This window comes from Vibrio sp. 1249-1 (genome assembly GCF_033340495.1).
On record NZ_JAWOWJ010000001.1, the window covers coordinates 355105 to 380987 of the forward strand.

At 45.4% G+C, this 25883-nt stretch carries 20 protein-coding genes; 9 read left to right on the top strand and 11 right to left on the bottom strand.

All coding sequences use genetic code 11. From position 1 onward, the window contains the following. Positions 1-240 precede the first annotated feature (240 nt). Positions 241-1368: a multidrug efflux RND transporter periplasmic adaptor subunit VmeY gene (gene vmeY / locus R7Z50_RS01695; RefSeq protein ID WP_005389044.1), complete on the top strand. Its 1128-nt coding sequence runs from the start codon at positions 241-243 to the stop codon at positions 1366-1368. Between the two features lie 9 nt (positions 1369-1377). After that, the gene (vmeZ, locus tag R7Z50_RS01700) at positions 1378-4530 is read left to right on the top strand and encodes a multidrug efflux RND transporter permease subunit VmeZ (RefSeq protein ID WP_005373507.1); all 3153 of its coding nucleotides are present in this window, start codon (positions 1378-1380) and stop codon (positions 4528-4530) included. 89 nt (positions 4531-4619) lie between these two features. On the opposite strand, the gene R7Z50_RS01705 is transcribed toward vmeZ, so the two are convergent. Together R7Z50_RS01705 and arfB are read right to left on the bottom strand one after the other, a co-directional pair. Next, positions 4620-6389, bottom strand: coding sequence for a methyl-accepting chemotaxis protein (locus R7Z50_RS01705; protein ID WP_025767924.1), 1770 nt, complete (start codon positions 6387-6389; stop codon positions 4620-4622). 100 nt (positions 6390-6489) lie between these two features. Further along, positions 6490-6903, bottom strand: coding sequence for an alternative ribosome rescue aminoacyl-tRNA hydrolase ArfB (gene arfB / locus R7Z50_RS01710; RefSeq protein ID WP_017635196.1), 414 nt, complete (start codon positions 6901-6903; stop codon positions 6490-6492). A gap of 76 nt (positions 6904-6979) precedes the next feature. On the opposite strand from arfB, the gene R7Z50_RS01715 reads away from it, so the two are divergent. Beyond that, a complete protein-coding gene (locus R7Z50_RS01715; protein ID WP_017819896.1) occupies positions 6980-7582 on the top strand; it encodes a beta-phosphoglucomutase family hydrolase in 603 nt (200 codons plus the stop codon). A gap of 88 nt (positions 7583-7670) precedes the next feature. On the opposite strand, the gene R7Z50_RS01720 is transcribed toward R7Z50_RS01715, so the two are convergent. After that, positions 7671-8663, bottom strand: a complete 993-nt coding sequence (locus R7Z50_RS01720; protein WP_017819897.1) for an OmpA family protein — start codon at positions 8661-8663, stop codon at positions 7671-7673. A 202-nt stretch (positions 8664-8865) separates the two neighbouring features. Between R7Z50_RS01720 and R7Z50_RS01725 the strand changes: the two genes are divergently transcribed. From R7Z50_RS01725 to R7Z50_RS01740, 4 genes are all read left to right on the top strand, one after another. Next, complete coding sequence (locus R7Z50_RS01725; protein ID WP_318148819.1) at positions 8866-9117, top strand: hypothetical protein; 252 nt, start codon at positions 8866-8868, stop codon at positions 9115-9117. 5 nt (positions 9118-9122) lie between these two features. Then, entirely contained in the window at positions 9123-10175 is a 1053-nt protein-coding gene (gene aroG, locus R7Z50_RS01730; protein ID WP_017635200.1) for a 3-deoxy-7-phosphoheptulonate synthase AroG, read from the top strand. A gap of 153 nt (positions 10176-10328) precedes the next feature. Continuing rightward, on the top strand, positions 10329-11501 hold the full coding sequence (locus tag R7Z50_RS01735) for an MFS transporter (protein WP_025767923.1): 1173 nt from the start codon (positions 10329-10331) through the stop codon (positions 11499-11501). A gap of 209 nt (positions 11502-11710) precedes the next feature. Further along, positions 11711-13273 carry a methyl-accepting chemotaxis protein gene (locus R7Z50_RS01740; RefSeq protein WP_065275191.1) on the top strand — a complete coding sequence of 521 codons (1563 nt, stop codon included), beginning with the start codon at positions 11711-11713 and terminating at the stop codon, positions 13271-13273. 141 nt (positions 13274-13414) lie between these two features. Here the strand turns inward: R7Z50_RS01740 and tkt are convergent, their stop codons facing one another. Both tkt and tal read right to left on the bottom strand, forming a co-directional pair. Continuing rightward, positions 13415-15406: a transketolase gene (gene tkt / locus R7Z50_RS01745; protein ID WP_318148820.1), complete on the bottom strand. Its 1992-nt coding sequence runs from the start codon at positions 15404-15406 to the stop codon at positions 13415-13417. Positions 15407-15531: 125 nt separating this feature from the next. After that, positions 15532-16482, bottom strand: coding sequence for a transaldolase (tal, locus tag R7Z50_RS01750; protein WP_005373488.1), 951 nt, complete (start codon positions 16480-16482; stop codon positions 15532-15534). 466 nt (positions 16483-16948) lie between these two features. Here tal and R7Z50_RS01755 point away from each other — a divergent pair, with 466 nt between their 5' ends. After that, on the top strand, positions 16949-17950 hold the full coding sequence (locus R7Z50_RS01755) for a sugar-binding transcriptional regulator (protein ID WP_005387670.1): 1002 nt from the start codon (positions 16949-16951) through the stop codon (positions 17948-17950). Between the two features lie 165 nt (positions 17951-18115). Here R7Z50_RS01755 and R7Z50_RS01760 read toward each other — a convergent pair whose 3' ends face one another. From R7Z50_RS01760 to moeA, 5 genes are all read right to left on the bottom strand, one after another. After that, on the bottom strand, positions 18116-18946 hold the full coding sequence (locus tag R7Z50_RS01760) for a sulfurtransferase (protein WP_318148821.1): 831 nt from the start codon (positions 18944-18946) through the stop codon (positions 18116-18118). A 129-nt stretch (positions 18947-19075) separates the two neighbouring features. Beyond that, positions 19076-19570, bottom strand: a complete 495-nt coding sequence (locus tag R7Z50_RS01765; RefSeq protein WP_318148822.1) for a hypothetical protein — start codon at positions 19568-19570, stop codon at positions 19076-19078. A 12-nt stretch (positions 19571-19582) separates the two neighbouring features. Then, positions 19583-21688, bottom strand: a complete 2106-nt coding sequence (locus R7Z50_RS01770) for an LruC domain-containing protein (RefSeq protein WP_203345337.1) — start codon at positions 21686-21688, stop codon at positions 19583-19585. Positions 21689-21863: 175 nt separating this feature from the next. Beyond that, the gene (gene moeB, locus R7Z50_RS01775) at positions 21864-22613 is read right to left on the bottom strand and encodes a molybdopterin-synthase adenylyltransferase MoeB (RefSeq protein ID WP_318148823.1); all 750 of its coding nucleotides are present in this window, start codon (positions 22611-22613) and stop codon (positions 21864-21866) included. Between the two features lie 9 nt (positions 22614-22622). Further along, positions 22623-23858 (bottom strand): molybdopterin molybdotransferase MoeA, encoded by a 1236-nt coding sequence (moeA, locus tag R7Z50_RS01780; protein ID WP_318148824.1) that lies wholly within the window; start codon positions 23856-23858, stop codon positions 22623-22625. A gap of 287 nt (positions 23859-24145) precedes the next feature. Between moeA and folE the strand changes: the two genes are divergently transcribed. After that, positions 24146-24799, top strand: coding sequence for a GTP cyclohydrolase I FolE (gene folE, locus R7Z50_RS01785; RefSeq protein WP_005373478.1), 654 nt, complete (start codon positions 24146-24148; stop codon positions 24797-24799). 45 nt (positions 24800-24844) lie between these two features. On the opposite strand, the gene R7Z50_RS01790 is transcribed toward folE, so the two are convergent. After that, positions 24845-25792, bottom strand: a complete 948-nt coding sequence (locus R7Z50_RS01790; protein WP_005373475.1) for a TDT family transporter — start codon at positions 25790-25792, stop codon at positions 24845-24847. Between the last annotated feature and the right edge of the window lie 91 nt (positions 25793-25883).

Here is a 25883-nt window from a genome sequence, read left to right on the forward strand (position 1 = left end):
GTTTCCAAGCACACGCTAAAATTCGCGATCTCCTAAGGCGTATATTAAATAGTTATGATTGAGTTGTATGTATATTGCTCATTGAATACCACTGTTAACTAAATTACTTTATTTTCCTTTTGTTTCTCATGTTTACATTTAGAAACACCTTGGGCGCTTTTCAGTGAAGTTTTCAGTGGCAGCAAGGAGTAAGGTTGATAGGAATTCAACAATATCCTGTTCTATAAAGACGGTAAATACATGCAAAAGAAACCACTTGTCGCACTAATGGCGGCTACAGCAATCCTCGCTGGATGCGGGGAAGCTAATAATGCCCAAACGAAAGGTCAAGCGCCTCTCGTAGTGACTCAGGATGTCACGGTTATCGACTACCAACCGAGCAAGTCTTATATCGGTCGCATTGAAGCAGTAGAAGATACCAATATTACCGCGCAGATTTCTGGCTACTTAAAAGCTCGTCACTTTGAAGAGGGGCAAATGGTAGAAAAAGGGCAGCTCCTTTACTCTATCGAGCCATCTTCTTTTGAAGCCCAAGTCGCGAGTGCTAAAGCCGCACTTGCACAAGCTAAAGCGGCGCTAAAAAAAGCCGAATTAGATCATACTCGAGGTAAAAACTTGTTGCCTCGCGGTAGTATCTCTCAATCTGAGTTTGATGCTTTAACTGCGGCACTTCTTGGTGCGAGAGCAGAGCTAGAAGCGGCAAATGCTCAACTTAAACTTGCTGAAGTTAACCTTTCCTATACTCAAATCCGAGCACCTTTTAGCGGACGTATTAGTGATACCAAAGTGAGTACGGGTGATCTGGTTTCTCCATCATCTGGCGTGCTGACAACTCTGGTGAGTTTAGATCCAGTTCATACCTCATTTAGTGTGAGTGAGCGTGAGCGTTTAGCTATGGGTATGGATCAAGTAAAAGGTGATGGCTCGGCTGAATCAAACCGCGTTGAAGTTCAGCTTGAACTGGAAAATGGACAGTTTTTTGAGCATCTTGGTAAGCTTGATTTCTTAGGTAATCGTATTGACACCAAAACGGGTACGATTGCTATGCGCGCGCTAGTGCCAAACCCAGAGCAGAAGTTACTTCCGGGTCAACACATCAAAGTGAACTTGAGAGATAAGAACACGAAAGACGTTATTGTTATCCCACGACGTGCCGTACAGACTGACTTAGAAGGTGACTTTGTGATGGTGATGGCTGAGGGAAGTGTGGCAGTGCGTCGTAACGTCGAGCTTGGCCCTCAGGTTGAACAAGGCATTATCATTCGAGAAGGGCTCGATCAGGAAGATACGGTTATTACACAAGGCCTACAACGTGTGCGTAATGGTGTAGAAGTGCGCCTTCAAGCACCTGCTGAAGATAAGCAGTAGGGGGGCACTATGTTAAGTCGTTTCTTTATTCAGAGACCTAAATTCGCGCTGGTTATTTCGATCATATTAACGCTAGCCGGCGCGATCTCACTGGCGATTTTGCCAGTGGCTGAGTACCCACAGATAAGCCCGCCATCAGTAAGCGTTTCGGCTTACTACACTGGCGCGAGTGCGGAAGTTGTCGAGCAGGCCATTGCGGACCCCATAGAGACCTCAGTCAACGGCGTTGAGGATATGATATACATGTCTTCAAAGAGCGCGAACGATGGCTCTTACAGCCTAAACGTCACGTTCGATGTTGGCACCGATCCAGATATGGCGCAAGTTAACGTGCAAAACCGCGTGTCACAGATTGAGTCAAAACTGCCTCAAGAAGTTCGCATGGTTGGTGTGACGGTGAAAAAGCGTTCACCTGACTTGCTGATGGTACTTAACTTCTATTCACCTGATGGCAAATACGATGATCAGTTCTTGATTAACTACATTAACTTGAATGTAAAAGATCAGTTGGCTCGTGCGAAAGGTATCAGTGAAGTTAACGTGATTGGTGGTGGCGAATACGCAATGCGTGTTTGGTTAGATCCTGAAAAAATGGCCAACCTTAAGCTAACCACGTCAGACGTATACGCCGCTTTGGCTGAACAGAACGTTCAAGTTGCGGCAGGGCGTGTAGGTGCAGCACCATACAACAATCCGCAAGAAGTTCAGTTTAACCTTGTGACCAAAGGTCGCTTGGAAAGCGTGAGTGAGTTTGAGAACGTAGTCCTTCGAGCTAATCCCAATGGCTCTACGGTTTATCTGAAAGATGTTGCTCGCGTTGAACTAGGCAAAAAGTTCTACGATGGTAACGGTAAGTTCCGTGGCCAGGACGCGTCAATCGTTGCGTTGTCTCTTCAATCGGATGCGAATGCGTTAGAAAGTGGTCAGGCCGTCATGGAGCTCCTTGAAGGCTTGAGCAAAAACTTCCCAGAGGGAATGGAATACGAGACCAGCTACGATACAACCGTGTTCGTATCTGAATCGATCAAAGGGGTAGTAAAAACACTGATTGAAGCGATTCTATTGGTGATTGCTGTAACTTACTTGTTCTTGGGTAGTGCGCGTGCAACGTTGATTCCTGTTGTCGCGATCCCCGTTTCTCTGATTGGTACGTTTGCCATCATGCAGGCAACGGGCTTCACCATTAATACGGTTACTTTGTTTGGCTTGATCCTTGCGATTGGTATCGTGGTGGACGATGCGATTCTGGTTATCGAAAACGTCGATACTACCATGGCGAAAGACCCAAGCATTTCACCGCGTAAAGCGACGTTGCTAGCGATGAAAGAAGTAACGGGACCAATCATCACGTCGACCTTGGTTCTACTTGCGGTATTCATACCCGTCGCCATGCTGCCAGGTATCACCGGTATCATGTATCGCCAGTTCGCTTTGACCATCTGTATTTCGGTTGTGATTTCATCCATCAATGCATTGACGCTGTCTCCAGCACTTTGTTCTCTGGTATTGAAGCAGGGTGGGGGCAATACCGCTAACTGGTTCCAGGCTTTCAACCGAGGCTTAGAGCGCATCACTACGCGTTATGGCCAGATCGCTGGTTTCTTGGTGAAGAAGTCTTTACTGCTCGTGACGTTCTTTATAGTTGCTATCGCAGCGGTCACTTTCTTTGCGAAAACCACCTCTACAGCGTTTGTTCCTCAAGAAGATAAAGGCATTTTGCTGGTTAACGTACAGCTACCAGATTCAGCCTCTTTATCACGCACTGAAGAAGTCACCAATGATTTAATGAAGATGATCGGTGAAGAACCTGGTGTGGATGGTGTGACGGTTGCGAACGGTTACTCGTTTATGACAGGCGCAGCAGCATCAAACGGTGCTTCTGTATTTATCAAATTGCATGATTGGGATACTCGTAACTCGCTGCAAGGAGAGCACTCTGCTAATGCTATCGCGGCACGTATTAACGGTCGAGCGGCGACAGAGTTACCTCAAGCGGTTGTTTTTGCGATGGGACCACCGGCGGTTCCAGGTATGGGCGCTGCGTCTGGTTTTGAGTTTGTGCTTGAAGACACGCTAGGGCGAAGTCGTACCGACTTGTCGATGGTCATGGGAGAAATGATCCAAGCGGCTAACCAAGCGCCTGAAATTGCCTACACGTTTAGCACGTTCCGCGCGAATGTTCCGCACTACTACGTTGATATCGATCGTGAGAAAGCGCAGCAATTAGGTATTTCGCTGTCGTCTATTTTCCAAACCTTGCAAGGCAACTTAGGTTCGCTTTATGTGAATGACTTCACCATGTTTGGTAAGAACTTCCGCGTAACCATGCAAGCTGATAGCCAGCACCGTAGCAGCATGGAAGATCTAGAGCGTTTCCATGTTCGTTCTTCGAACGGTGATATGGTTCCGTTAAGTACGCTAGTGAGCTACGAGCAAGTGTTTGAGCCTGATGTGGCGTGGCGTTACAACATGTACCGCAGTGCTATCATTCAAGGCCAACCAGCACCGGGTTACTCTAGTGGTGATGCGATTGCCGCAATGGAACGCGTTGCTGCTGAAGTTCTTCCACAAGGGTACACGTATGAATGGACAGGTATGGCTTATCAGGAAGTGCTCGCGGGTAACCAAGCCATTTATGCGTTTGCGCTGGCTTTGATCTTCATTTACTTGTTTATGGTGGCTCAGTATGAGAGTTGGAGTATTCCACTGGCTATTATTTTGGTGGTCCCAGTAGCAACGTTAGGTTCCTTCCTTGCGTTGAATCTAACTGGCACGCCGCTTAACTTGTATGCCCAAATTGGTCTTGTCTTGCTCATAGCCTTGGCGGCGAAAAACGCAATTTTGATTGTGGAGTTCGCCAAGCAAGAGCGAGAAGAAAAAGATGCTGATATCGATAGTGCAGCGGTTAAAGGAGGCACGTTACGTTTCCGCGCTGTGAATATGACATCCTGGTCATTTATCCTGGGTATCTTCCCGCTTATCTTTGCCGCTGGTGCGGGGCACGTCAGTCAAAACTCACTCGGCGTGTCGCTGATTGGTGGTCTATTGTGTGTGCTTCTAGCAGGTACATTCTTGATCCCAGGCTTCTACGCCCTGGTGCAAAGACAGCGTGAGAAAGTTCATGGCGGCAACACCAAGCTGGTTCCTCTTGATGATGAATAATCACATCCGAAGTGCGCAGTAAGCACGAAGTGACAATTGAAAAAAAGCCCGAAGCAATGATTGCCTCGGGCTTTCTATTTTGAAAAGGGTTATTTTAGCGCAGTTTTGAATTGTGCAACAGCTTCATCCATATCATGAGCTTGAGCAGAGACAGAGTTGACTTCATGCAAGCATTCCTGAGCGGATTGCATGTTATTCTCAGATATTGCGTTTAGCTCGGTGATTGAACCGCTAACTTGGTTCATCACGATACCTTGTTCTTCAATTGCTGAAGCTATGCGCTCCGAATTACCTTGAATTGAATGCATGTCAGTGATGATCTGTTGCAGGCTAGAATCCAGTTTTTCAGAAGCATTAAGTGTTTGTTGCCCTTGATCGTTACATTGATCAATATCAGCAACAACTGTAGACATTTGAGTTTGAATATCTGCAACTACCCGCGTGATTTCCTCTGTGGATTGATGAGTTCGGCTAGCTAGGGCGCGTACTTCATCGGCAACAACTGCAAACCCGCGGCCTTGTTCGCCTGCTCGCGCGGCTTCAATTGCTGCGTTGAGAGCTAGTAGGTTGGTTTGCTCTGCAATCTCTTGGATGATGTTCACGGCACCACCAATTTTATCTACATGCTGATTCAGCGAGCCAATCGACTGCTGGCTGTTTGATAAAATCGTGGTTAGTTGACCGATGTTGGTTACCGTCGCCTCAACAACTCCTCGACCTTGTTCGGCATTATTCGCTGCCTGATGTACGCCTTCTACCGCAACTGATGTGCTTTCTGAGATTTCACCTATTGTGGCAACCATTTGCTGAACTGCCGTCGCCATTGATGCAGTGTGGTCAGTTTGAGTGTGGAATTGCTCCATAACGCCTTCTAACTCACGATGCATATTATCGGTACTTGCAGTGAGTTGCGCCGATTTTTCTTGGGTACTACTAATTAGATGCTCAAGCTTATCCAATAGGTCATTGAGGTGATGACTGATATCAAATAGCTCGTCTTGACCTTTCAAATCAGATCGAAGTCCCATGTTGTTCGTTTCGCTGATACTTCGAATGGTGCCAAGTAAGCTATTCACTCGCGTATTGATTGAACGTGAAATTTGCCAAATCAATGCGAAAATAACGACTAAGATCAGAGCTGTAATGACCTGCTTGATGGTCGACATTTGTTCATCACGTTGTGCGGCAGCAGAGCTAAGGGCTGTGGAAAAGGTTTCAAATTGCTCTTCTACGGCATGGGATAATGCGCGAGTTTCACCGAGTAGGCCTTTGTCATAAGCAACCCCAACAACTTGCTTTTGGGCCGCCAATTGCTTACCTGTTTTGATAAGCTCCGGAGCATATTGCCCCTCAAGCAAGTCACTATTGAATAGTCCTGCTTTTACCGCAGAGTCAAAACGGACTAATGCCAATAACTGCTGGTGGTCTGAACGTTGTTTTGCTTCTAATAGTGCTTGTTCGTAACCAGCGAGAAGCCCACTCTTTGAATCAAGCCCGTATCGTTGGTAAGCGCTGACCAGATTCTGAAAGCCCCTTTGGTATGCGAGCAAGTCTTGCTTAAATTGTTGACTGGAAGGTAATTCATTACTCTTGAGTATGTTCGCAAGCTCTTTTTCTGTGTCTATAAACTTGTCAACATTGGCGTCAAACTTATTTAGATATTTGTCATTACTACGTAGTAGGAAATCTTTTTCATTTCTGCGTAAGTTGAGTAAGCGTATTTCTAGATCACCAACGAGTTTGATGGCGTGATTAAGATCATTGCTCTTATTTTCAAAATGGGATGACGTACCCAAAAGGGCCACGATGCCTAAAATGGCGATAACTCCGAGGAAGTAGAGTTTTTGCCTAATAGTCATATTGTTGTTTCCTGAATAAGTAACTAAAAAGAGAAATCCAATGAGATTTCCAAGGGCTAGCAAACGTTGTTCAACTAACATGTCGAGAAAACGACATGCACTAATACAGCACTTTCTTACGTTGCTGTTTTTTCGCTCCGTGTTTGTTTTTTGTATCAAGTCGTCGGCGTTGAGAAGCGCGGGTTGGTTTCGTTTTAATACGCTTCTTCTCCTGTAAAGCGGCAGCTTTTATCAATGCTTGAAGCCGATTTAGGGCGTCTTCCTTATTTTGTTCTTGTGTCCGAAATTGTTGCGCTTTGATGATGATCACGCCATCTTTACTTATACGACTATCAGAAAGTGCAAGTAATCGCTCTTTGTAAAAGTCAGGTAAGCTTGAATGCCGGATATCAAAGCGCAGGTGTATAGCGGACGCTACCTTGTTAACGTTCTGGCCACCATTTCCTTGAGCTCTAATTGGGGATAATTGAATTTCCCACTCTTGAATTGTGACGGAGTTCGAAATTTTGAGCATGATAAGTAAATGCCGGTAAGGACGATTGAAAGAGCTGATAAATTAACATTACAGATGCACAAATAGAAGAAAAGACATGAGCACGATTGATTTTAGACCCTATGAGGGATTCATATTTGATATGGATGGTACTCTAATCGATACCATGCCAGCCCATTTGGCAGCTTGGCAAGCAACTGCTGAGCGTTTTGATTTTCCGTTTTGCCAGGAATGGTTTCACAGTTTGGGAGGGATGCCGAGCTTTAAAATTGTTGAGGAACTAAATCGTGTGCATGAGCTTTCATTAGATCCTAAAACTGTCGCGACATTTAAAATGGAAACATTCGCTGCTATGGAGCTTCATGGTGACGTTATTCCTTGCACGAACATCGTGTTAGAGGAATATTTAGGCCATAAGAAAATTGCAGTCGGGACTGGCAGCCAACGAGAAAGTGCCATGCGCTTATTAAGCCATGCAGGTTTATTAGACAAGTTGGATGTTGTAGTAACCGCGAGTGATGTAGAGAACCATAAACCCTTTCCAGATACCTTTTTGGTGGCCGCGGAACAACTCGACTTGGAGGCGTCACAGTGTCTTGTGTTCGAGGATACTGAGTTGGGGAAGCGAGCGGCGCATGCAGCTGGTATGGATTGCGTTATGGTGCAAGATAATGAGTTGATCTTTTTCCCAAAACCATAGTGGCAATATCCCTTAATATGAGATCAAAATGGGGTGCAAATGCACCCCATTAATTTTTACCACATCATCGATCATGAATCATAGATGCTTATTCTGGTTGAACTAGCTCTTGGTATTCAAATGAAGGTACCACAACTTCTACGCGACGGTTTTTCTCACGACCTTCGCGAGTGCTGTTGTCAGCAACTGGGTTTTCTTCACCCATACCTTTAACTGTCAAACGATCTGAACCAATGCCAGCTGCGGTTAGGTAATCAGCAACAGATTGAGCACGACGCTCAGACAGTTTTTGGTTGTATGCCGCAGGGCCTGAGCTATCCGTGTAACCAGTAATCTCTACTTGAGCTTGAGGATATTCGTTCAAGAATGAAACAAAGTTGTCCAGACGTTCAGAAACGGACTCTGTTAACTTAGCACTATCGAATTCAAACGTACCTGTACCGTACTCTTCTTTGTGCACCTTGCTCATCATCACTGGTTCTGGATCTGGCTCGATCACTTCTTCCGTTACAACTGCTGCAACAACTGGAGCTGCTGCGAATTTGTAGTTAACACCGATACCAAAGAAGTTAGCATCCATGTCGTCCCACACGTCGTCAGACATATCTTGGTAGCGTTGGTATTCAGCGCGAACACTCCAGTTTCTATCGATCGAGTATTCAGCACCCAAAGAACCTGTTGGGACAAAGTCTGTTTCGTCATCAGACATCATGTAAGCACCACCGATCTTAGCAAACAGATTCCAAGAGTCGTTTAAGTGCCAGTTGAATTTAGGTGCAAGTGTTAAAGCCGTTAGATTGCCGTCAATCGTATTAACCGTGTTAGCCCCTGACATCGAGTTAGCTTTGTAGTCGCCTAAGAAGTCTACGCCGTACTCTAGCCCAATGATATCGGTAAAGTCATAACCGATATGTAGTCCTGCACCGAACGCTTCATCATCACAAGGGCTATTTAGATAGCAAGCGTCGTCAAGTGTAGTCATGCCCACTTTGCCCCCGATGTACATTTCAGCTTGAGCAGAGTTTAAAAGCGCGCTACTACCAGCTACCACTGCTGCTACTGCAATTGCTACTTTGTTCATAATGTTTCCTTGTATTGATTGCATATTAACTTCTACTTCGTTTTATCAAAAAATTAGAAAAAACCAGCGTTTATAAGAAATTAGTTTAATATTCTAATCATTTCATATCAAGCAACAATATATTTGAACTTGATCAACATTTACTACCCAAAAATACCTCACAAACTTCTGATATTTCTTACATTGTAGTAAAGATTTTTTGGTGCATAAGAAAATTGATGATTATTTTGAACTTTTTTTCGTAAACCTTACTTTACATTGTGCGTGGTGGTTAACAGGTGGTTTTTATTTGCATTTATTTGCAAAAACTGATTGCAAGTCTACGCCTAAGCCGATAAGTTACTTAAACGCTAGACAGAAAATGACCACAGCCCTTGATGCTGCTCGCTTTGTGAACAATGTTGCAATGAGTTCAGTTGGTAAAAATGGGGTCGGAAATAAAACCAGGAAGTAGAAGTAATGTTTCAAACTGATGATGTAAGAATAAATAGAGTAAAAGAGTTATTGCCACCTGTTGCAGTATTAGAGAAGTTCCCAGCGACTGAAACCGCTTCTTCGACCACTTTTGATTGCCGTAACGCCATTCACAATATTCTTGAAGGAAAAGACGATCGATTACTCGTGATCGTTGGCCCGTGTTCTATTCACGATCCGGCTGCCGCGGTTGAGTACGGTAAAAAGCTAAAAGTACTACGTGATGAACTGGGCGAGCAGCTTGAGGTTGTTATGCGAGTTTATTTTGAAAAGCCGCGTACAACCGTTGGTTGGAAAGGCCTTATCAATGACCCTTACTTAAATGACACCTATAAGCTAAATGATGGTCTACGTATCGGACGTAAACTTCTTCTTGATCTAACCGATATGGGCTTGCCAACGGCAAGTGAATTCTTAGATATGATCACACCTCAGTACGTGGCGGATTTGATCAGTTGGGGCGCTATCGGTGCTCGTACGACAGAATCTCAGGTTCACCGCGAGCTAGCTTCTGGTCTTTCTTGTCCTGTAGGTTTCAAAAACGGTACTGACGGGAATATTAAAATAGCGAGCGACGCGATTCGTTCTGCAAGCGCTTCCCATCACTTCCTTTCAGTGACAAAATACGGTCATTCCGCGATCGTAGAAACCGCTGGTAATCCAGACTGCCATATTATTCTACGTGGCGGTAAAGAACCAAACTACAGTGCAGCACATGTAGCTCAAATTAAAGATGAGCTGGACACTGCAGGTCTGCCGAAAAAAGTGATGATTGATTTTAGCCATGCTAACAGCTCGAAGCAGTTCAAGCGTCAAATGCTGGTGTCTGATGATGTATCCGAGCAAATCTCTGCTGGCGAAGAAGCCATTTTTGGAGTGATGATCGAGTCTCATTTAGTTGAAGGTCGCCAAGACTTAGTGGATGGTAAAGCAGCCACTTATGGTCAGTCGATTACTGATGCATGTATTGGTTGGGAAGATACGGAAACGGTACTTCGTCAGCTTTCTGATGCAGTAAAAGCGCGCCGCAACAAGTAAGCTCAACAGAAAAACTTTTTTAAAAGTGAATAGTGAAGAGCCAGAGGTACTATGCCTCTGGCTCTTTTTGTTGAGAATTACTCTCATATCTTTCTATTGCTTCTGCTTTCCTATATGTTATCTGTATACGTTGTAACCAAAAGGAATTTGGAATTGAATCGTAATGTATGGCTTCTATCCCTCTGCCAAGCCTTATTAATGACAGGGAATATTTTACTCATATCTGTTATTGCCCTTATTGGCAAAACACTTGCGCCGTCATCAAGTTTTATCACATTACCAGTTGCACTGCAGTTTTTGGGACTGATGGCCGCGACAATTCCCGCGTCGCTAATTATGGGCAAGTTAGGGCGTCGCCTTGGTTTTAGCCTTGGTAATGTCATTGGCATTTTGGGTGCTAGCCTAGCGACGTATGCATTAAGTCAACAAAACTTCTATCTGTTCTGCATGTCTACGTTTTTGCTTGGTGTTGGTATAGGTTTCGGTACTCTATACAGGTTTGCTGCCATTGAAGTGTGTGAAGAGTCGGCAAGGCATAGGGCGATTTCGATATCTATGGCGGGTGGGGTGTTAGCGGCGATCCTTGGACCTAATTTGGCGGTGTACTCACAGCAGTGGTCAGGTGATGGCTTATACATTAGTGCATTTGCTGTGCTTGTCGTGCTTTATATAACTGCGTTGGTTGTGCTACAAACCATTCGTTTTCCACCTGCACACACGCAGGCGCTACACGCTAAGGCGGATAAGCTGAGACTGATTATTCGTCGACCTAATTTCATGCTAGCAGTTATCGCGGCAATGGTTGCGTACGCGGTGATGAACATTTTAATGACAGCAACTCCTTTAGCGATGATTGGTTGTGGCTTTGATTTTGATAAAGCGGCGGGAGTGATCGAATGGCACGTGTTGGGTATGTTTGCTCCTGCGTTTGTCACGGGCCGTCTGATAGAGCGGTTTGGCGCTAAGAATATGATTTTGGCGGGTGGATTGCTATTTGTTGCTTGTATTGGAATTAATATACATGGAGTGTCTATCTGGCATTTTAGTCTTGCTTTAATCCTGTTAGGAATAGGGTGGAACTTTATGTTTATCGCAGCAACTGGGCTGTTTAGTCAAAGCTATGAAGCGAAAAACAGAAGCAAGGCTCAAGCGTTTAATGAATTCTTCGTGTTCAGTTGTGTCACCATCACCGCATTACTATCTGGTTGGCTTGAGTCTACCGTAGGTTGGCAGAATCTTAATTTGTATGTTCTTCCATTTGTGTTACTCGTTATCGCGATGTTTGCGTTAAAAACGAATAAAAAGCCAGAATCACAAACCGCTTAATTAAGTCTTAATATATAACCCGGCCTATCGTGTCGGGTTTGTTTATTAGCTCAAATCAACAATCTCTTCTTTATGTTTTTATCGATAATGTGAATTCCCACAATAAAAATGTCGATTTGATAAGACTTTTTATCTAACTTTTTGTAATAAAAATAAAAATCCTGTATATATCTTGCCGAAAATCAATAAAAACTAAAGAAGTTTCGTCTATGTCAGCCAATATTTCTCATAAAGCTCAAGAAACTCTCGTGAGGGAGTCTGAGGAACTCGTCTCAACAACGAACTTACAAGGTGTTATTACATATTGTAATGAAGCCTTTTGCCGCGTTGCTGAATACACTCACGAAGAACTTGTCGGTCAGAACCATAATATAGTTCGTCATAATGATATGCCTAAAGCCGCTTTCGGTGATATGTGGGCACGCCTTAAACAAGGTAAAGCCTGGCGTGGAATGGTTAAGAATGCCACTAAGTCTGGCGGTTACTATTGGGTTGATGCTTATGTCACCCCTATCTACGAAGACAACCATGTTGTTGGGTATCAATCAGTGCGCGTGAAACCAAAGCGAGAGTGGGTTGATATTGCGACAAAAGCCTACAAAAGCATGCGTGCTGCAGAGAAGTCTGGTCGAACTTGGTCGTTGAAAATCAATGAAACCATTCGCTATGCGATTCTACTTGGTGCACTAACCGCACCTGCAACCGCATATGCGTTGTCTGTTGAAGGGCCGTTGGCTTGGCTTGCAAGTGCGTTACCTGCAAGTGTTCTGGCTCTGTTATTCCGCCAAGAGTTAATTGATACACCTCAGCAACTTAAAAAGTTACAAAAGCAATATGACAGCGTAAGTCGCTTGATCTATTCCGGTAACACGGCATTTTCGATTGCCGATTTCCATATCAAAATGCTATCCGCAAGAATTCGAACCGTGTTAGGAAGAATGACTGACTCCGCATTGCCTTTGCAGCATTGCGCCGAAGAGCTTAGTCAAACAACGGCAGAAGTCTCGGCTGCATTAAATCAGCAAAATACCGATATTCATCGTGTGCGAGATGCTACCCAAGAGGTGGAGTTGTCGGCAAATTCGGTTTCTTCGAGTACCAATGATGCCCATATGTTGATTGATGATACATTGAAGTCATGCTTGATGGCGAAGGAGACCATCGATCAAACGCACACCAATCTAGCGCAATTAAGTCTTCAAGCTGAAAAAGCGACGGAAACGACGTATCAACTGAGTGATCAGGCGCAGAAGGTGAACCATTTGATGGAAGAGATTGGTGGGATCGCAGAGCAAACCAATTTACTGGCACTTAACGCGGCGATTGAAGCAGCAAGGGCAGGGGAGCAAGGTCGTGGTTTTGCTGTTGTAGCTGATGAGGTCCGCGCGCTTTCTGGGCGTACATCCAATGCAACTGAACAAATCCAAGCTTCTATCTCCACTATGTTGGCAACGATTCAAAGTTGGCAGAAAGATATTCTGGCAAACAAAGAGCAAACCGATGCCTGTTCTCAAGTAGCAGAACAAAGCGCGTTGCGTTTGTCTGAAGTTGAACAGATGATGCAAACCATGAGTGGGCTGATGGTTGATGTAGCAGAAGCGGCGAATAACCAGTTAAAGCTATCTAGTGATGTAAACCAGCACATTCATTCTATCGCTTCGACCGCAGAACAAAACTTGGCAGCAACACATTCAGTTGAACAAAACAGCCGACAGTTGAAAGACCAAGTACAAGATTTCTATCAGCTCGCACTTCGATTTGAAGACAAATAGTCGTAACGAAAGTTGTGATGTTTATGTCCTGGCTGCGTTTATGCGAATAGGAGCCAGATAAAAGAAAGCCCCGCCATTGCTGGTGGGGCTTTTCAGTTTTCACATTCGCAATAGAGAAAACTGACTATCTTTTTACTGCAATTACGCGAGTAGCTCTTTCGCTGTGTTTACTACGTTTTCTGTAGTGAAACCGAACATCTTGAATAGCTCGCCTGCAGGTGCAGATTCGCCGAATGTTGTCATACCGATGATACGACCGTCGAAACCAACGTACTTGTACCAGAAGTCAGCAATACCAGCTTCTACAGCGATACGAGCAGTTACGTCTGAAGGTAGAACTTCTTCGCGGTAAGCTGCATCTTGCTTGTCGAATGCGTCAGTTGCAGGCATAGATACTACGCGTACTTTCTTACCTTCAGCAGTTAGTTGTGCTGCTGCTTCAACTGCTAGTTCAACTTCAGAGCCTGTAGCGATAAGGATTAGCTCTGGCTTACCTTCGCAATCTTTCAGGATGTAACCACCCTTCGCGATGTTTGCTACTTGCTCTTCGCTACGTTCTTGCTGTGCAAGGTTTTGACGAGAGAAGATCAGAGACGTTGGACCGTCTTTACGTTCGATAGCCAGTTTCCAAGCCACTGCAGACTCAACTTGGTCACATGGGCGCCACGTGCTCATGTTTGGAGTCAGACGTAGAGAAGCCATTTGCTCAACTGGTTGGTGAGTTGGACCATCTTCGCCAAGACCGATAGAGTCATGCGTGTACACTTGGATGTTCTGAATTTTCATCAGCGCAGCCATACGCATTGCGTTACGTGCGTACTCCATGAACATTAGGAATGTTGCGCCGTAAGGAACGAAACCACCGTGTAGCGCGATACCGTTCATGATCGCTGTCATACCGAATTCACGTACGCCGTAGTGGATGTAGTTACCAGAGAAGTCGCTTGCTTCTAGAGACTTAGAACCAGACCACATGGTTAGGTTAGAAGGTGCTAGGTCAGCAGAGCCACCCATGAACTCTGGTAGTAGAGCACCAAATGCTTCTAGAGCATTTTGAGACGCTTTACGTGATGCAATGTTTGCTGGGTTAGCTTGAAGATCAGCAATGATTTGGCTTGCTTTCTCTTCCCACTGTGCAGGAAGCTCACCGTTTACGCGGCGTTTAAATTCAGCTGCCAGCTCAGGGTACGCTGCTTCATAAGCTGCAAATTTCTCGTTCCACGCTGCTTCCTTAGCTGCGCCTGTTTCTTTCGCTGACCATTCTGCGTAGACTTCTTGCGGAATTTCAAAAGGACCGTGCTCCCAACCTAGTTCTTTGCGTGTTGCTGCGATTTCTTCTGCACCTAGTGGCGCACCGTGACAATCGTGTGAACCAGATTTGTTTGGTGAACCAAAACCGATGATAGTCTTAGTACAGATAAGTGTAGGACGTGGATCCGCTTTCGCTGCTTCAATTGCTGCGTTGATTGCGTCAGCATCGTGACCGTCTACTGCAGGGATTACGTGCCAACCGTAAGCTTCGAAACGCTTAGGTGTGTCGTCAGAGAACCAACCTTCAACGTGACCGTCGATAGAGATGCCGTTGTCATCCCAGAACGCGATCAGCTTGCCTAGACCTAGAGTACCTGCAAGAGAACATGCCTCGTGCGAAATACCTTCCATCAGACAGCCGTCGCCCATGAACACGTAAGTGAAGTGGTCAACGATGTCGTGGCCTTCTTTGTTGAACTGTGCTGCTAGCGCTTTTTCAGCTAGAGCCATACCAACCGCGTTAGTGATGCCTTGACCTAGCGGACCCGTTGTGGTCTCGATTCCTGGCGCGTAACCGTACTCTGGGTGACCAGGAGTTTTAGAGTGAAGCTGACGGAAGTTTTTCAGATCGTCGATAGACAACTCGTAACCTGCAAGGTGCAGTAGAGAGTAAATCAGCATTGAGCCGTGGCCGTTAGACAGTACGAAACGGTCGCGGTCTGCCCACTCAGGGTTTGATGGGTTGTGGTTTAGATGAGAGCGCCAAAGAACTTCAGCGATGTCAGCCATACCCATAGGTGCACCTGGGTGACCAGAGTTAGCTTGTTGAACACCATCCATGCTTAGCGCACGGATTGCATTTGCTAGATGTTTACGATCCATAGTGATTACTTCTCGATATTTGATTTAAATAGAGGGAACTCGCCGAAACAAGTTCAAATAGAATTTTTTGAAAATAGTGCTGATGGTAAAAGCGAGTAGACGGGCTACTCGCTTTTGGTAAGCAATTAAAGCTTAGCTTCGATCATCGCTTCTAGTTTGCCTTGGTCAACGGCGAAGTTGCGGATACCTTCAGCCAGCTTCTCAACAGCCATTGGGTCTTGGTTATGTTCCCATAGGAATTCAGCGTGAGTCATTGGTGCTGGACGCTCAGCTGCGCCTTTAGAATCAACTAGTTTCTCAACTACTTCACCTTCAGCTGCTTCTAGTTCTGCAAGTAGAGCAGGAGCGATAGTTAGACGGTCACAACCAGCTAGTTCTAAGATCTCACCGATATTACGGAAGCTTGCGCCCATAACTACAGTTTTGTAGCCGTATTCTTTGTAGTAGTTGTAGATCTTAGTTACAGATAGTACGCCTGGATCTTCTTGAGCTTCGAAGTCACGGCCTTCTTTCGCTTTGTACCAGTCCATGATACGACCAACGAATGGCGAGATTAGGAATACACCCGCTTCTGCACAAGCACGTGCTTGAGCGAACGAGAATAGAAGCGTTAGGTTACAGTTGATGCCTTCTTTTTCCAGGATCTCAGCTGCGCGAATGCCTTCCCAAGTTGAAGCCAGTTTGATAAGGATACGGTCGTTAGTGATGCCAGCATCGTTGTACATTTTCACTAGTTGACGAGCTTTCGCTACGCTGCCTTCCATATCGTAAGATAGACGAGCGTCTACTTCTGTAGAGATACGACCTGGGATAGTTTTTAGGATTTCTTTACCGATGTTTACTGCAAGCATGTCACAAGTATCTTGAACTTGTTGAGCTTTGTCGTTGCTCTGTGCTTTAGCGTATTCGATTGAAGCATCGATTAGAGGTGCGTACTCTGCGATTTGAGCGGCTTTAAGGATAAGAGAAGGGTTAGTTGTTGCGTCTTCTGGCTGATACTTTTTAATTGCATCAATCTCGCCAGTGTCTGCTACTACAGTCGTTAGTTTACGAAGTTGCTCTAACTTGTTGCTCATAATCGATCATCCTATTTAAATGGGCTTAAGCGTGATTTTTGTTATCACAGCTTGTGCATTTGCAAGCGAGTTAGCTAACCGTCTCATCGCATTTAATGAGACATCTGCTCAGCCAACTACGGAAAATTTCGTTACCGAACAAATGCTATGAACATTTGATCGATAGCTGAGTAAATGATGTGTCCATATTTATCCTATCTATGCTGAAAGTCAATCGCTGAAATGGACTTATAGTGAACTTCATCAACGTTTTTTTACTGTGTGTTTAGTGGTTAACCCAAATAAACGTTTGCCCTTATTGTTCAAAGCTTGAGCGTTGTCCAAGAGGGTAAAAAATTGTAGTGAGAAAATGTTATTGCGATGAGCAAATGTAGCGTTTAAATTGATAAAGAACATATGCTAAGTCAATGAGCATATGTTCACTTATTGCATACAATATCGATCCTCTTAAAGGGCGAGAGAAACCATGAGCAGTTCTAATCAAGATATTTCCATTGAAAACACGGATTTGTTGACAGAGATTTCCGTCGCGTATTATCAAGACGGTGCGACTCAGGAAGAGATATCGAGAAAATTTGCCATATCACGCGCAAAGGTTGGGCGAATGCTCAAGCAGGCGCGTGATGAAGGCATTGTTGAAATTACCGTTAAATATCATCCGGTGTTCAGCGCCAAGATCGAACAACGTTTGATCGAGCGATTCGGCGTTAAGCGCGCGCTTGTTGCTCTTGATCAACCGAATGAAGAAGCGCAACGACTACAGGTATCGGGATTGGTGTCCAATTATCTCACTAGCACGCTCAAAAACGGCATGGTGGTGACGGTCGGACAAGGGCGCAACGTGTCGTCTGTCGCTCACCATATTGGTGTTATTACGCCGCGTGATTGTAAATTTGTGTGTGGCATTGGTGGTATTCATCCGCGTGGCGGTATGTATAACGCCGACCATATTTGTCGTCAGTTGGCGAAGAAATATGGGGGGACCTCTGAAACCCTTTATGCGCCGGCTTACGCAGAAAACAGAGAACAGAAGTTGGCCTTTATGCAAAATGCAACCGTGAAACAAACGCTCGACCTAGCACGTAAAGCCGATGTCGCTTTGGTTGGTATTGGTGACATGAGCGAAAACAGTTACATGGTCGACTTAGGTTGGTTTACGCCTGATGAAGTGGTTCAGTCGAGACTTCAACAAGGTGTGGTAGGGGATTTTGCAGGTTATGACTTCTTTGATATTCACGGTAATGTAGCGAACACGGTAATGAGTGACCGAGTAATTGGACTTGGTATTGAAGAGTTTCGGCCGATCTCGGAAGTCATTGCGATCGCAGCTGAGAACAGCAAGCCACTCGCTCTACTCGGAGCATTAAGAACTGGAGCGATAGACGTGATCGCCACGAGCGTTAGCAACGCATTAACCGTGCTCAACTTAGATGAGCAAATGCACGGCAACGCGACATCTGAACGCTAACGGAAATAGTCGGCTTTTGATGTAGTCAGGCTATGAGGGGTGACAAATCACTCATAGCCAGTTTCTATTTCGAAATGACAAGTTTGGTTTAGAAGCTGCGTTTAGTATATTGGAACACATCATCTTTAGATAAACGTAAGATACTTTGTTAAACAGACACTTGTCTTAACGCTCGATAGGTAGAGAGTGGTCTGCACCCCATTCGGTCCAAGAACCGTCGTACACCGACAGATTGTCCAGACCAATTTGATACGCCGCGAGTAATAAAATGCATGCGGTCACACCGGAGCCGCAACTAAAAATAATTGAATTGTCACTATCTATCGTTAGTGCGCTAAATATCTGTTGCAACTCTGAATTTGGTTTAATGTGACCGTTGGTTAAGAGTTCTTGAAACGGTAAGCAAACCGAATTTGGAATGTGCCCACTACGTAGACCTTCTCGTGGCTCAGGCACTTCAGCAAGGAAGCGTGCTTTGGCTCTGGCATCGATGATATTTGCACTTTTATTGGTGGAATGAGCAAGAACATCTTGTGCACTCAAAAAGGCATTTTGATTGAGCTTACCCGCAAAGTTACCTTTTTCGCTTGGTTGCGATAGGGCACTTTCGACAGGAAATCCGGCTTCAATCCAAGCAGGAAGACCGCCGTTTAAGACTCGAACATTATCATGTCCCATAGCTTTGAACATCCACCAAGCTCTTGGCGCGGCTAAAGTGCCAGAGTTGTCGTAAACCACAATCAAATCTTCGTTGTTCAAACCGAGTTGTTTCGCACTTTGGTTGAAGCCTTCTTCTGTTGGCATCATATGCGGCAGAGAAGAACCGGGTAAGCAAAAGTCATTGTCGTAATCAAAGCGTAAAGTATTTGGAATCCACTTATCTTGAATCTTTTTGCCTTCAGAAGGGATTTGAAACGCAATACTAGCGTCGAGGAGCTTGACGTTAGGTTGGCCGAGAAGGCTATTGAGTTCATCAGTACTAATCAGTGCTTGCATTGTCTTTAGTTTGCTAGGTGGATAATCTTACTGTTTTACAACAAAAAAATCGCATGTTCAAAAGAACGATGCGATTTTTAAGTTAAAGATTGAAGATTTGTTCTGAAAGACAGCTTTCGATTTACCCAGTTACATGGTCCAAGTGTTGTCTCCAGAAGTAATCACTTTCTGAATTGGGTCACTACCGTCATAGAACCAAATTTCAACAAGTAGGCTACCTTGGCTATCAGAAACATTAAAGTCGACATTTGCTGTACCATTGTTGAGTGGAACCGATGCGACTTTGCTTGGGTATTTTGCATCGTAGTTACCTGAACTGTTCTCGACAAACTCTTTGTACACGCTTAGGTGTGCTCGTCGTGAAGAGAAACCACTGATGTCTACATTGAGCGTACCTTCCGTCACTGGGTTGTAGCTAAAGCCATCTGGTACTACTAGATCATGCATGGTTGCATCTTCCACTGTTACCGTTGTCTCTTCTTCAGTAGTTTCTTCCTGCTGGGTAGTATCTTCCTCTGGCACCGTGGTTTGGGTTGGTGGAGGTGGTGTACTGTTACCACCACCGCCGCCTCCGCCACAAGCCATTAGTGCTAATCCCATGATGATTGTGATAAGTGCTTTCATAATGTTATCTCCCTATGGAATGTAGCATTTGTTAGGTGTTGGAGAGGTGTGCCAATCTGTGCTTAGTTCGCCACCAGACTCAGCCCAAGTTTGGAATTGAGGGTATGCATCGACCATGTCTACACGCTCTAGCGGCCAATCCCAATCTTCTACTATCAGCAGTGCCCAAGGTAAGTTGTTTGCTGTTTTGAAGTACACTCCTTGTGCAGGGTCACTTGCATCGACGCCGACACCGAAGAGGTTTTGGTCATCAAACTGTTCTGTTGGTGCTTGGTCTGCTAAGTGAACTTCCCATTTACGACCTGGTTGGAAGGTAATCCCGTCGCCATGGTAAGTCCCCGGCGTTGCGAAGATGAACGGGTCGTATGGCATGGCTTGAATGGCTGAACGGTCAGAGCCTTCGGTGAAGTACACATTCAAGGTAAAGGTGAGTGAAACGTTATCATCACAGCCAGACTCGGTACGGAAGTAGCTACAGCTGCTCGCCGCGTGTGTGCTTAAGTCTTCACTGATGATGAAAATTGCTTCATCAGAAATACTTTCCAAACCATTAGATGCTTGTTCTACACCATTGAAGGATAGCGTTGTTAATCCGTTTTCAATCGAGCTTCTCAATACACCCGGTAGTCGGATTGCGAAGCCATTTTTGTAACTTGCGCCGTAGGCCGCTAGGTCACCTGTAATCTGGATATTCTCAACATGACCAGCAAGACTGGTTTCAGTGATGCGGAATTTCACGACCACATCGTTCATGTCGTAGTCTGCGGTGTATGGCCAGTTATCTTCGTAAGCCACGGTGGCGTAATCTTCTGCACTCGGGAAATACTCCACTGAGTAACCATTACCAGTGATGGTAATTGGGTAATCTTCCACCTCACCAGACGTCGAACCACCATCGTAGTTTAATCCGGTTTGTTGGCTAAAGCGGAATCGACTCCAGCTTGAACCTTCCGTTGCAGCGGTTGAAACTACAAACGGTAGGGGATTATTACCCGCAGACAGTAATTGGTCGGTAAAGACTTGCTCACCTTCATCATCAAAGTCACCATCGCGGTTCCAGTCAAACCATGCTGATAGGTAGCCAGAAGTAGAAGCCGTCACATTCACAATTGAGCTTAAGCCTGGATCAAGTGCGGATACAAAACCAACACCATCTTCATCGGCTGTGCCCACAGAGTTATCGTTTGCCTGTCCGTCGGCATCACCATCTGGAGCGACGGAACCAAGCCAAGTTACACCGTCCACTTCGTGACGAGGACCGTTTGACGCAAGTGTTGTGTGGTAGCTGTCTGGAGCATCACCGAAATCAATTGGCTCGTCTTCGTTAATCACCGGAGCATTTGCACAACGTGCACCGTCATTTTGGCTTGAGCTTGGACCGTTGGATACAAACTCAACCGCAGGAACGATACCTGCTGCGATATTGGCTGCGTTACCTTCCGAAAGGTCAACGCGATAGATTTTGCCATCTTGGTTACGTGACACGTAGTAGTTGCCGTTTACATCGAAGTAGCCAGCACCAAATGTGCCTTTCTCACCTGTGTCACCTATCGCAGTTGCGCTACCGTTTGATGGGTTGAACTGATATAGCACACCAGAGTTGTTGTCGATGCCGTAAAGGGAGCCATCACCTGGATGGAATGCAAAGTCGGTTAGGTTCACTGTCGCTGTTGAGCTAATTTTCACGATGCTCAATGTCGCATTTGGATCAGAATCGAGCGGAGAAAGGTCAATGGAGAAAAGTCCTTTGCCTTTGCGGTACAAGTAGTAGACGTGGTTGTAAACGTCACCTACGTAAAACGTGTGGTCGGTAGGAAGGCCCGAAACATCAAGCGTCTCTGCTTGGAAGTCTTTACCAAGACGAACAATCTTTTTGTTTGTGGTGTCGTAGCCGTAGATATAACGGTCAGTGAAGTTAAAGCCTACACCGTTGATGCCCGAAGCCAAACCTGTGTCGTCCTCTAAAAGAGTCGTAGAGCCTGTAACCAAATTGACGCCATAGATTTGAACCGGGGTTGATTGGAACAGGTATGCTTGGCTTGGGCACGTATCAAATGGCGCCGCTTGTGCGTAAGCGCTCGCTATTAGAGACCCAAGTAGTAGTGATGTCCTTTTCATAATTCGCCCTCTCATTGGTTCGTGATATATGCAATGAAAGGAATGTGCCAAGTTTTAAGCTGTTGAATTTTATTGATTTAATATTTGTAAGAAGAAGGGTTGTAAATCTGATTGTCAAAATGAGAAAAAGCCCAACATCGAGTTGGGCTTTTTGGGAATGATTAGAGGTTTAGAACTAACTACAAACCGGACAGTTGGGCATTTTCATCAGATTCATTTCTCGCCAAGACATGCTGAGCGCGTCCAAAATCAGAATTTTACCTTTCATTGGTTGGCCGTAATTAGCAATAACTTTGATCGCTTCCATCGCTTGTACTGCGCCAACAATACCTACAACAGGCGCCATGACTCCGGCTTCGACACAACTTAACGCACCGCTGCCGAAGAGGGCACTTAAGCACTGGTAACATGGTTGCGTTGGGTCGTCGTAAGTAAACACACTCACTTGGCCTTCCATACGAATGGCCGCGCCTGAAATTAGCGGTGTTTTGGTCGCAAAACATAGGCGGTTAAGTTGATTGCGCGTATCGACGTTATCTGATGCATCGACAACAATAGTGTGCTGCTTAATCAGGCTCTCTAACGCGGTATCATCAAGACGTTTTGCGATGGTATCTACAATGATTTGCGGGTTAAGCTCACGCAGTGCATCGGCCGCCGAGTCTACCTTCTTACGACCAATATCCGCATCGTGGTGCAGCACTTGGCGCTGAAGGTTAGACAACTCGACGGTATCATCATCAATCAGCGTGATTTTACCGACACCAGCAGTCGCCAAATATTGGCTTGATGCGCAGCCTAAACCGCCAGCACCAAGCATCAATACCGATGCTTGTTTGAGTGCTTCTTGTCCTTCAAAGTCAAACTGACGAAGAATGATTTGGCGGTTGTAACGCAACATTTCCTGATCGGAAAGAATATCCACAACGTCTTCCTAGTAAAGGGTTGAGTTGAATAGTTGAATCTGAACCGTTTCGCCCACTTCAACTCGGCCGCGTTCACGTTCCAATACAACAAAACAGTTCGCTAGGCTCATTGAGCGGAATGCACCAGAGCTTTGGTTACCGGTTGTTTCAACGACAAACTTGCCATCTTCCAATGTATAGATACCACGTTGGTAATCGGTACGACCTGGCGCTTTCTTAAAGGCGGTTTTGGTTGTCGCTGGAATAGATTCGGGTGCTTTCCATTCTGTATGGCCTGCAAGTTTTGCCAGCATTGGTTGAACAAGCACGTACATAGTAAGAACCGCAGAAACAGGGTTACCCGGCAGCCCACAGAACCAAGCTGTACTTAACTTACCAAACGCGAAAGGTTTACCCGGCTTGATTGCTAGCTTCCAGAAACCGATTTCCCCAAGTTCTTCAAGAATGTCTTTGGTGTAATCCGCTTCGCCCACACTGACACCGCCTGAGGTCACGACCACATCTGCCAATGTTTGTGCTTTCTCAAAAGTTGCTTTCAGAGTCTCTGGGCAATCTGGAATGATGCCAAGATCAACGGCTTCACAACCGAAGTTCTCAATAAGTGGTTTAATGCCGTAACGGTTGCTGTCGTAGATTTGGCCTTCGTCTAGCGGCTCGCCCAGTGGTTTAAGTTCATCACCAGTAGAGAAGAAAGCAACTTTTGGCTTACGTACTACTGTCACATGGCTTATACCAAGAGACGCAATCATCGGAATATCGCGAGGTGTCAAACGTGCACCTTTTGCCAGTGCGATGTCGCCTTGCTTGATGTCGTCACCTGTTGGGCGGATGTTGTTTTGTGGCTTCACGTCGGTTTGGTTGAACTGAATGCCATCATCTGTCACTTCAGTGTTTTCTTGCATGATAACGGCATCACAACCCTGTGGGATTTTTGCGCCAGTCATGATGCGAACACAGGTACCTTGAGGCCATTCACCTTCAAAAGGTTGTCCTGCAAATGATTTACCTGCCAGAGGCAATACAGAAGATGACTCAAGATCTTGAATGCGAATAGCGTAGCCATCCATTGCTGAGTTGTCGAATGGCGGTACGTGGATAGGAGACAAGATATCTTCTGCCAGTACAAAACCGAGTGCTTCAGCAAGTGGAAGAGAAAGCGTTGTTTGGATAGGTTTGATTCGCGATAACATTTTGTCCATCGCTTCTTCAATTGGCATCAAGCCAGGTGCGTCGCAGCAGCCCATTGAGAAAATCCTGTGTTCTTTTGTTTTGTGGCAACTTTACCATAAAAGGGGACTGAGTAAGAATGTCCACCTATAAAATATGGGTGTAATTATTCAAAAATCCGAGTATCCTTGTCAGCCATCCAAAAGGGGTAAAAAACCTGCGGAGCTCAAGAAAATCAGCTCAGTACCTTCATCTGATGTGACTTGGTGTAAAGACACGAACTGAGCAACTCAAAGCGAAAAGTATGAATGCAATTTTGATTGGGTTTGTACGAAGGCTGAAGTAAAACAAAAGAGGAAGTGGAATGTCAGGTCTTAGCGAGTCAGCGAAGTTAGTAAAAGAAGCGCTAGAGCAACGCGGTTTGGAAACGCCAATGCGTCCAAACAACGTAAGTCGTGAAGAGAAGAAAGAGAAGATCGAACACCACATGCGTGAGATCTTAGGTCTGCTTCAACTTGACCTCACTGACGATAGCCTAGAAGAAACCCCTCACCGCATTGCTAAGATGTACGTTGACGAAATCTTCTCTGGTCTGGATTACTCCAACTTTCCTAAAATCACGGTGATTGAGAACAAGATGAACGTGAGCGAGATGGTTCGCGTGAAGGACATCACAGTGACCAGTACTTGTGAACACCACCTTGTGACCATCGATGGCAAGGCTGCTGTGGCTTACATTCCACGTGGCAAGATCATTGGCCTGTCAAAGATCAACCGTATCGTTCGCTTCTTTGCCCAGCGTCCACAAGTTCAAGAGCGTATGACTCAGCAAATTCTTGTTGCACTTCAAACGTTGCTTGAGTCCGATGATGTGGCAGTGACGATTGACGCAACACACTACTGCGTGAAATCTCGCGGTGTGATGGATGCAACCAGCGAAACCACGACAACAGCATTGGGCGGTATCTTCAAAAGCAACCCAGCAACGCGTGCCGAGTTTCTGCACGGTTTACGTTAGGTAACCAAGCACTATTCTAAGAGGATGGCAAACGCCATCCTTTTTTTATGCTTGTTTAGAAAATGACTTCATGATTTCTGGCCAATACATTTTGACGTAACCTGCCGATACCCAAACAACCAATACAGTCGCGATACTGAGCTCTAGAAAACCAAAGTCGTGTAGCCAGTGCCAGTGAGGGTGCGATTCGGCGAAAAAAGAAGTCAAGCGATGCATTGCGATGGCGCTGATCACGGAAGGAAAGGTTACTGCCGCGATAGAAGGTTGAAACTTCAAGCGAAGTAAGCGGAAGTAACATAAGTAGATCAATAACGTCATAGTGATGGCGATCCCGGCCAATGCGCCTGTCAGTATCGGATCAGGTAAGGGAAAGTTCACCAAGTATGCTGCTAATGACAAGTTTACCGGCGCGGCCATAATCGCGAGGGTCGGTCTTGCTCGCCTTGGTAGAGAGCCGAAAAACACCAAACGATACAACACGAGTGGCAGCATGAAGAAATAAATGCCGATGCACATCATCGCTAACGTTTCGGAGAATAAGTTGTGACCTAGTTGAGAACCGGCTAGTGAACTACTGATCAGCCCCACCGGATAAAGAAACCAACTCGGTACGATATTGGACATTTTGAAGTTCATTAGCTGAAAGCTAAAAAACAGCACCATCATAGTAAAATGCAGCAAAAGCGCCATAAACCAAAGTGGATAAGCGATGATAGGCGCTACAGCGGCAAGATAATCTGCAAGGATCAGTAACGCCATACTCATTGGTGCCATTAAACTACCACTCAGCGGGTGACGAATGTCGACCATGAATAATCGTGGATTCGCGGCATATTTTATGAGTACAGGGGCGAGTAAAAGTGCGCCGAGTGACGCCAAAAATGGGCGTATCGGTTCACCAATCTCAGGAACATAGAGTGCCCAAGCTTGCCCTAAACCTATCATACCTAGTGCCAACGCGGCTTGAGACGGCGGGACACTATAAAACTGCACAAGTCTTCTCCAGTTCAAATCTACTCCATTTGATTTTTGCCTGAATGAAACGAAACATGACGATTTGGATGAAATGCTCTATTTAAGTAGC

Excerpts from the sequence above, each read along its gene's own strand:
- vmeY (WP_005389044.1), top strand. The coding sequence starts at position 241 with ATGCAAAAGAAACCACTTGTCGCACTAATGGCGGCTACAGCAATCCTC.
- vmeZ (WP_005373507.1), top strand. The coding sequence starts at position 1,378 with ATGTTAAGTCGTTTCTTTATTCAGAGACCTAAATTCGCGCTGGTTATT.
- R7Z50_RS01705 (WP_025767924.1), bottom strand. The coding sequence starts at position 6,389 with ATGACTATTAGGCAAAAACTCTACTTCCTCGGAGTTATCGCCATTTTA.
- arfB (WP_017635196.1), bottom strand. The coding sequence starts at position 6,903 with ATGCTCAAAATTTCGAACTCCGTCACAATTCAAGAGTGGGAAATTCAA.
- R7Z50_RS01715 (WP_017819896.1), top strand. The coding sequence starts at position 6,980 with ATGAGCACGATTGATTTTAGACCCTATGAGGGATTCATATTTGATATG.
- R7Z50_RS01720 (WP_017819897.1), bottom strand. The coding sequence starts at position 8,663 with ATGAACAAAGTAGCAATTGCAGTAGCAGCAGTGGTAGCTGGTAGTAGC.
- aroG (WP_017635200.1), top strand. The coding sequence starts at position 9,123 with ATGTTTCAAACTGATGATGTAAGAATAAATAGAGTAAAAGAGTTATTG.
- R7Z50_RS01740 (WP_065275191.1), top strand. The coding sequence starts at position 11,711 with ATGTCAGCCAATATTTCTCATAAAGCTCAAGAAACTCTCGTGAGGGAG.
- tkt (WP_318148820.1), bottom strand. The coding sequence starts at position 15,406 with ATGGATCGTAAACATCTAGCAAATGCAATCCGTGCGCTAAGCATGGAT.
- tal (WP_005373488.1), bottom strand. The coding sequence starts at position 16,482 with ATGAGCAACAAGTTAGAGCAACTTCGTAAACTAACGACTGTAGTAGCA.
- R7Z50_RS01755 (WP_005387670.1), top strand. The coding sequence starts at position 16,949 with ATGAGCAGTTCTAATCAAGATATTTCCATTGAAAACACGGATTTGTTG.
- R7Z50_RS01760 (WP_318148821.1), bottom strand. The coding sequence starts at position 18,946 with ATGCAAGCACTGATTAGTACTGATGAACTCAATAGCCTTCTCGGCCAA.
- R7Z50_RS01765 (WP_318148822.1), bottom strand. The coding sequence starts at position 19,570 with ATGAAAGCACTTATCACAATCATCATGGGATTAGCACTAATGGCTTGT.
- R7Z50_RS01770 (WP_203345337.1), bottom strand. The coding sequence starts at position 21,688 with ATGAAAAGGACATCACTACTACTTGGGTCTCTAATAGCGAGCGCTTAC.
- moeA (WP_318148824.1), bottom strand. The coding sequence starts at position 23,858 with ATGGGCTGCTGCGACGCACCTGGCTTGATGCCAATTGAAGAAGCGATG.
- folE (WP_005373478.1), top strand. The coding sequence starts at position 24,146 with ATGTCAGGTCTTAGCGAGTCAGCGAAGTTAGTAAAAGAAGCGCTAGAG.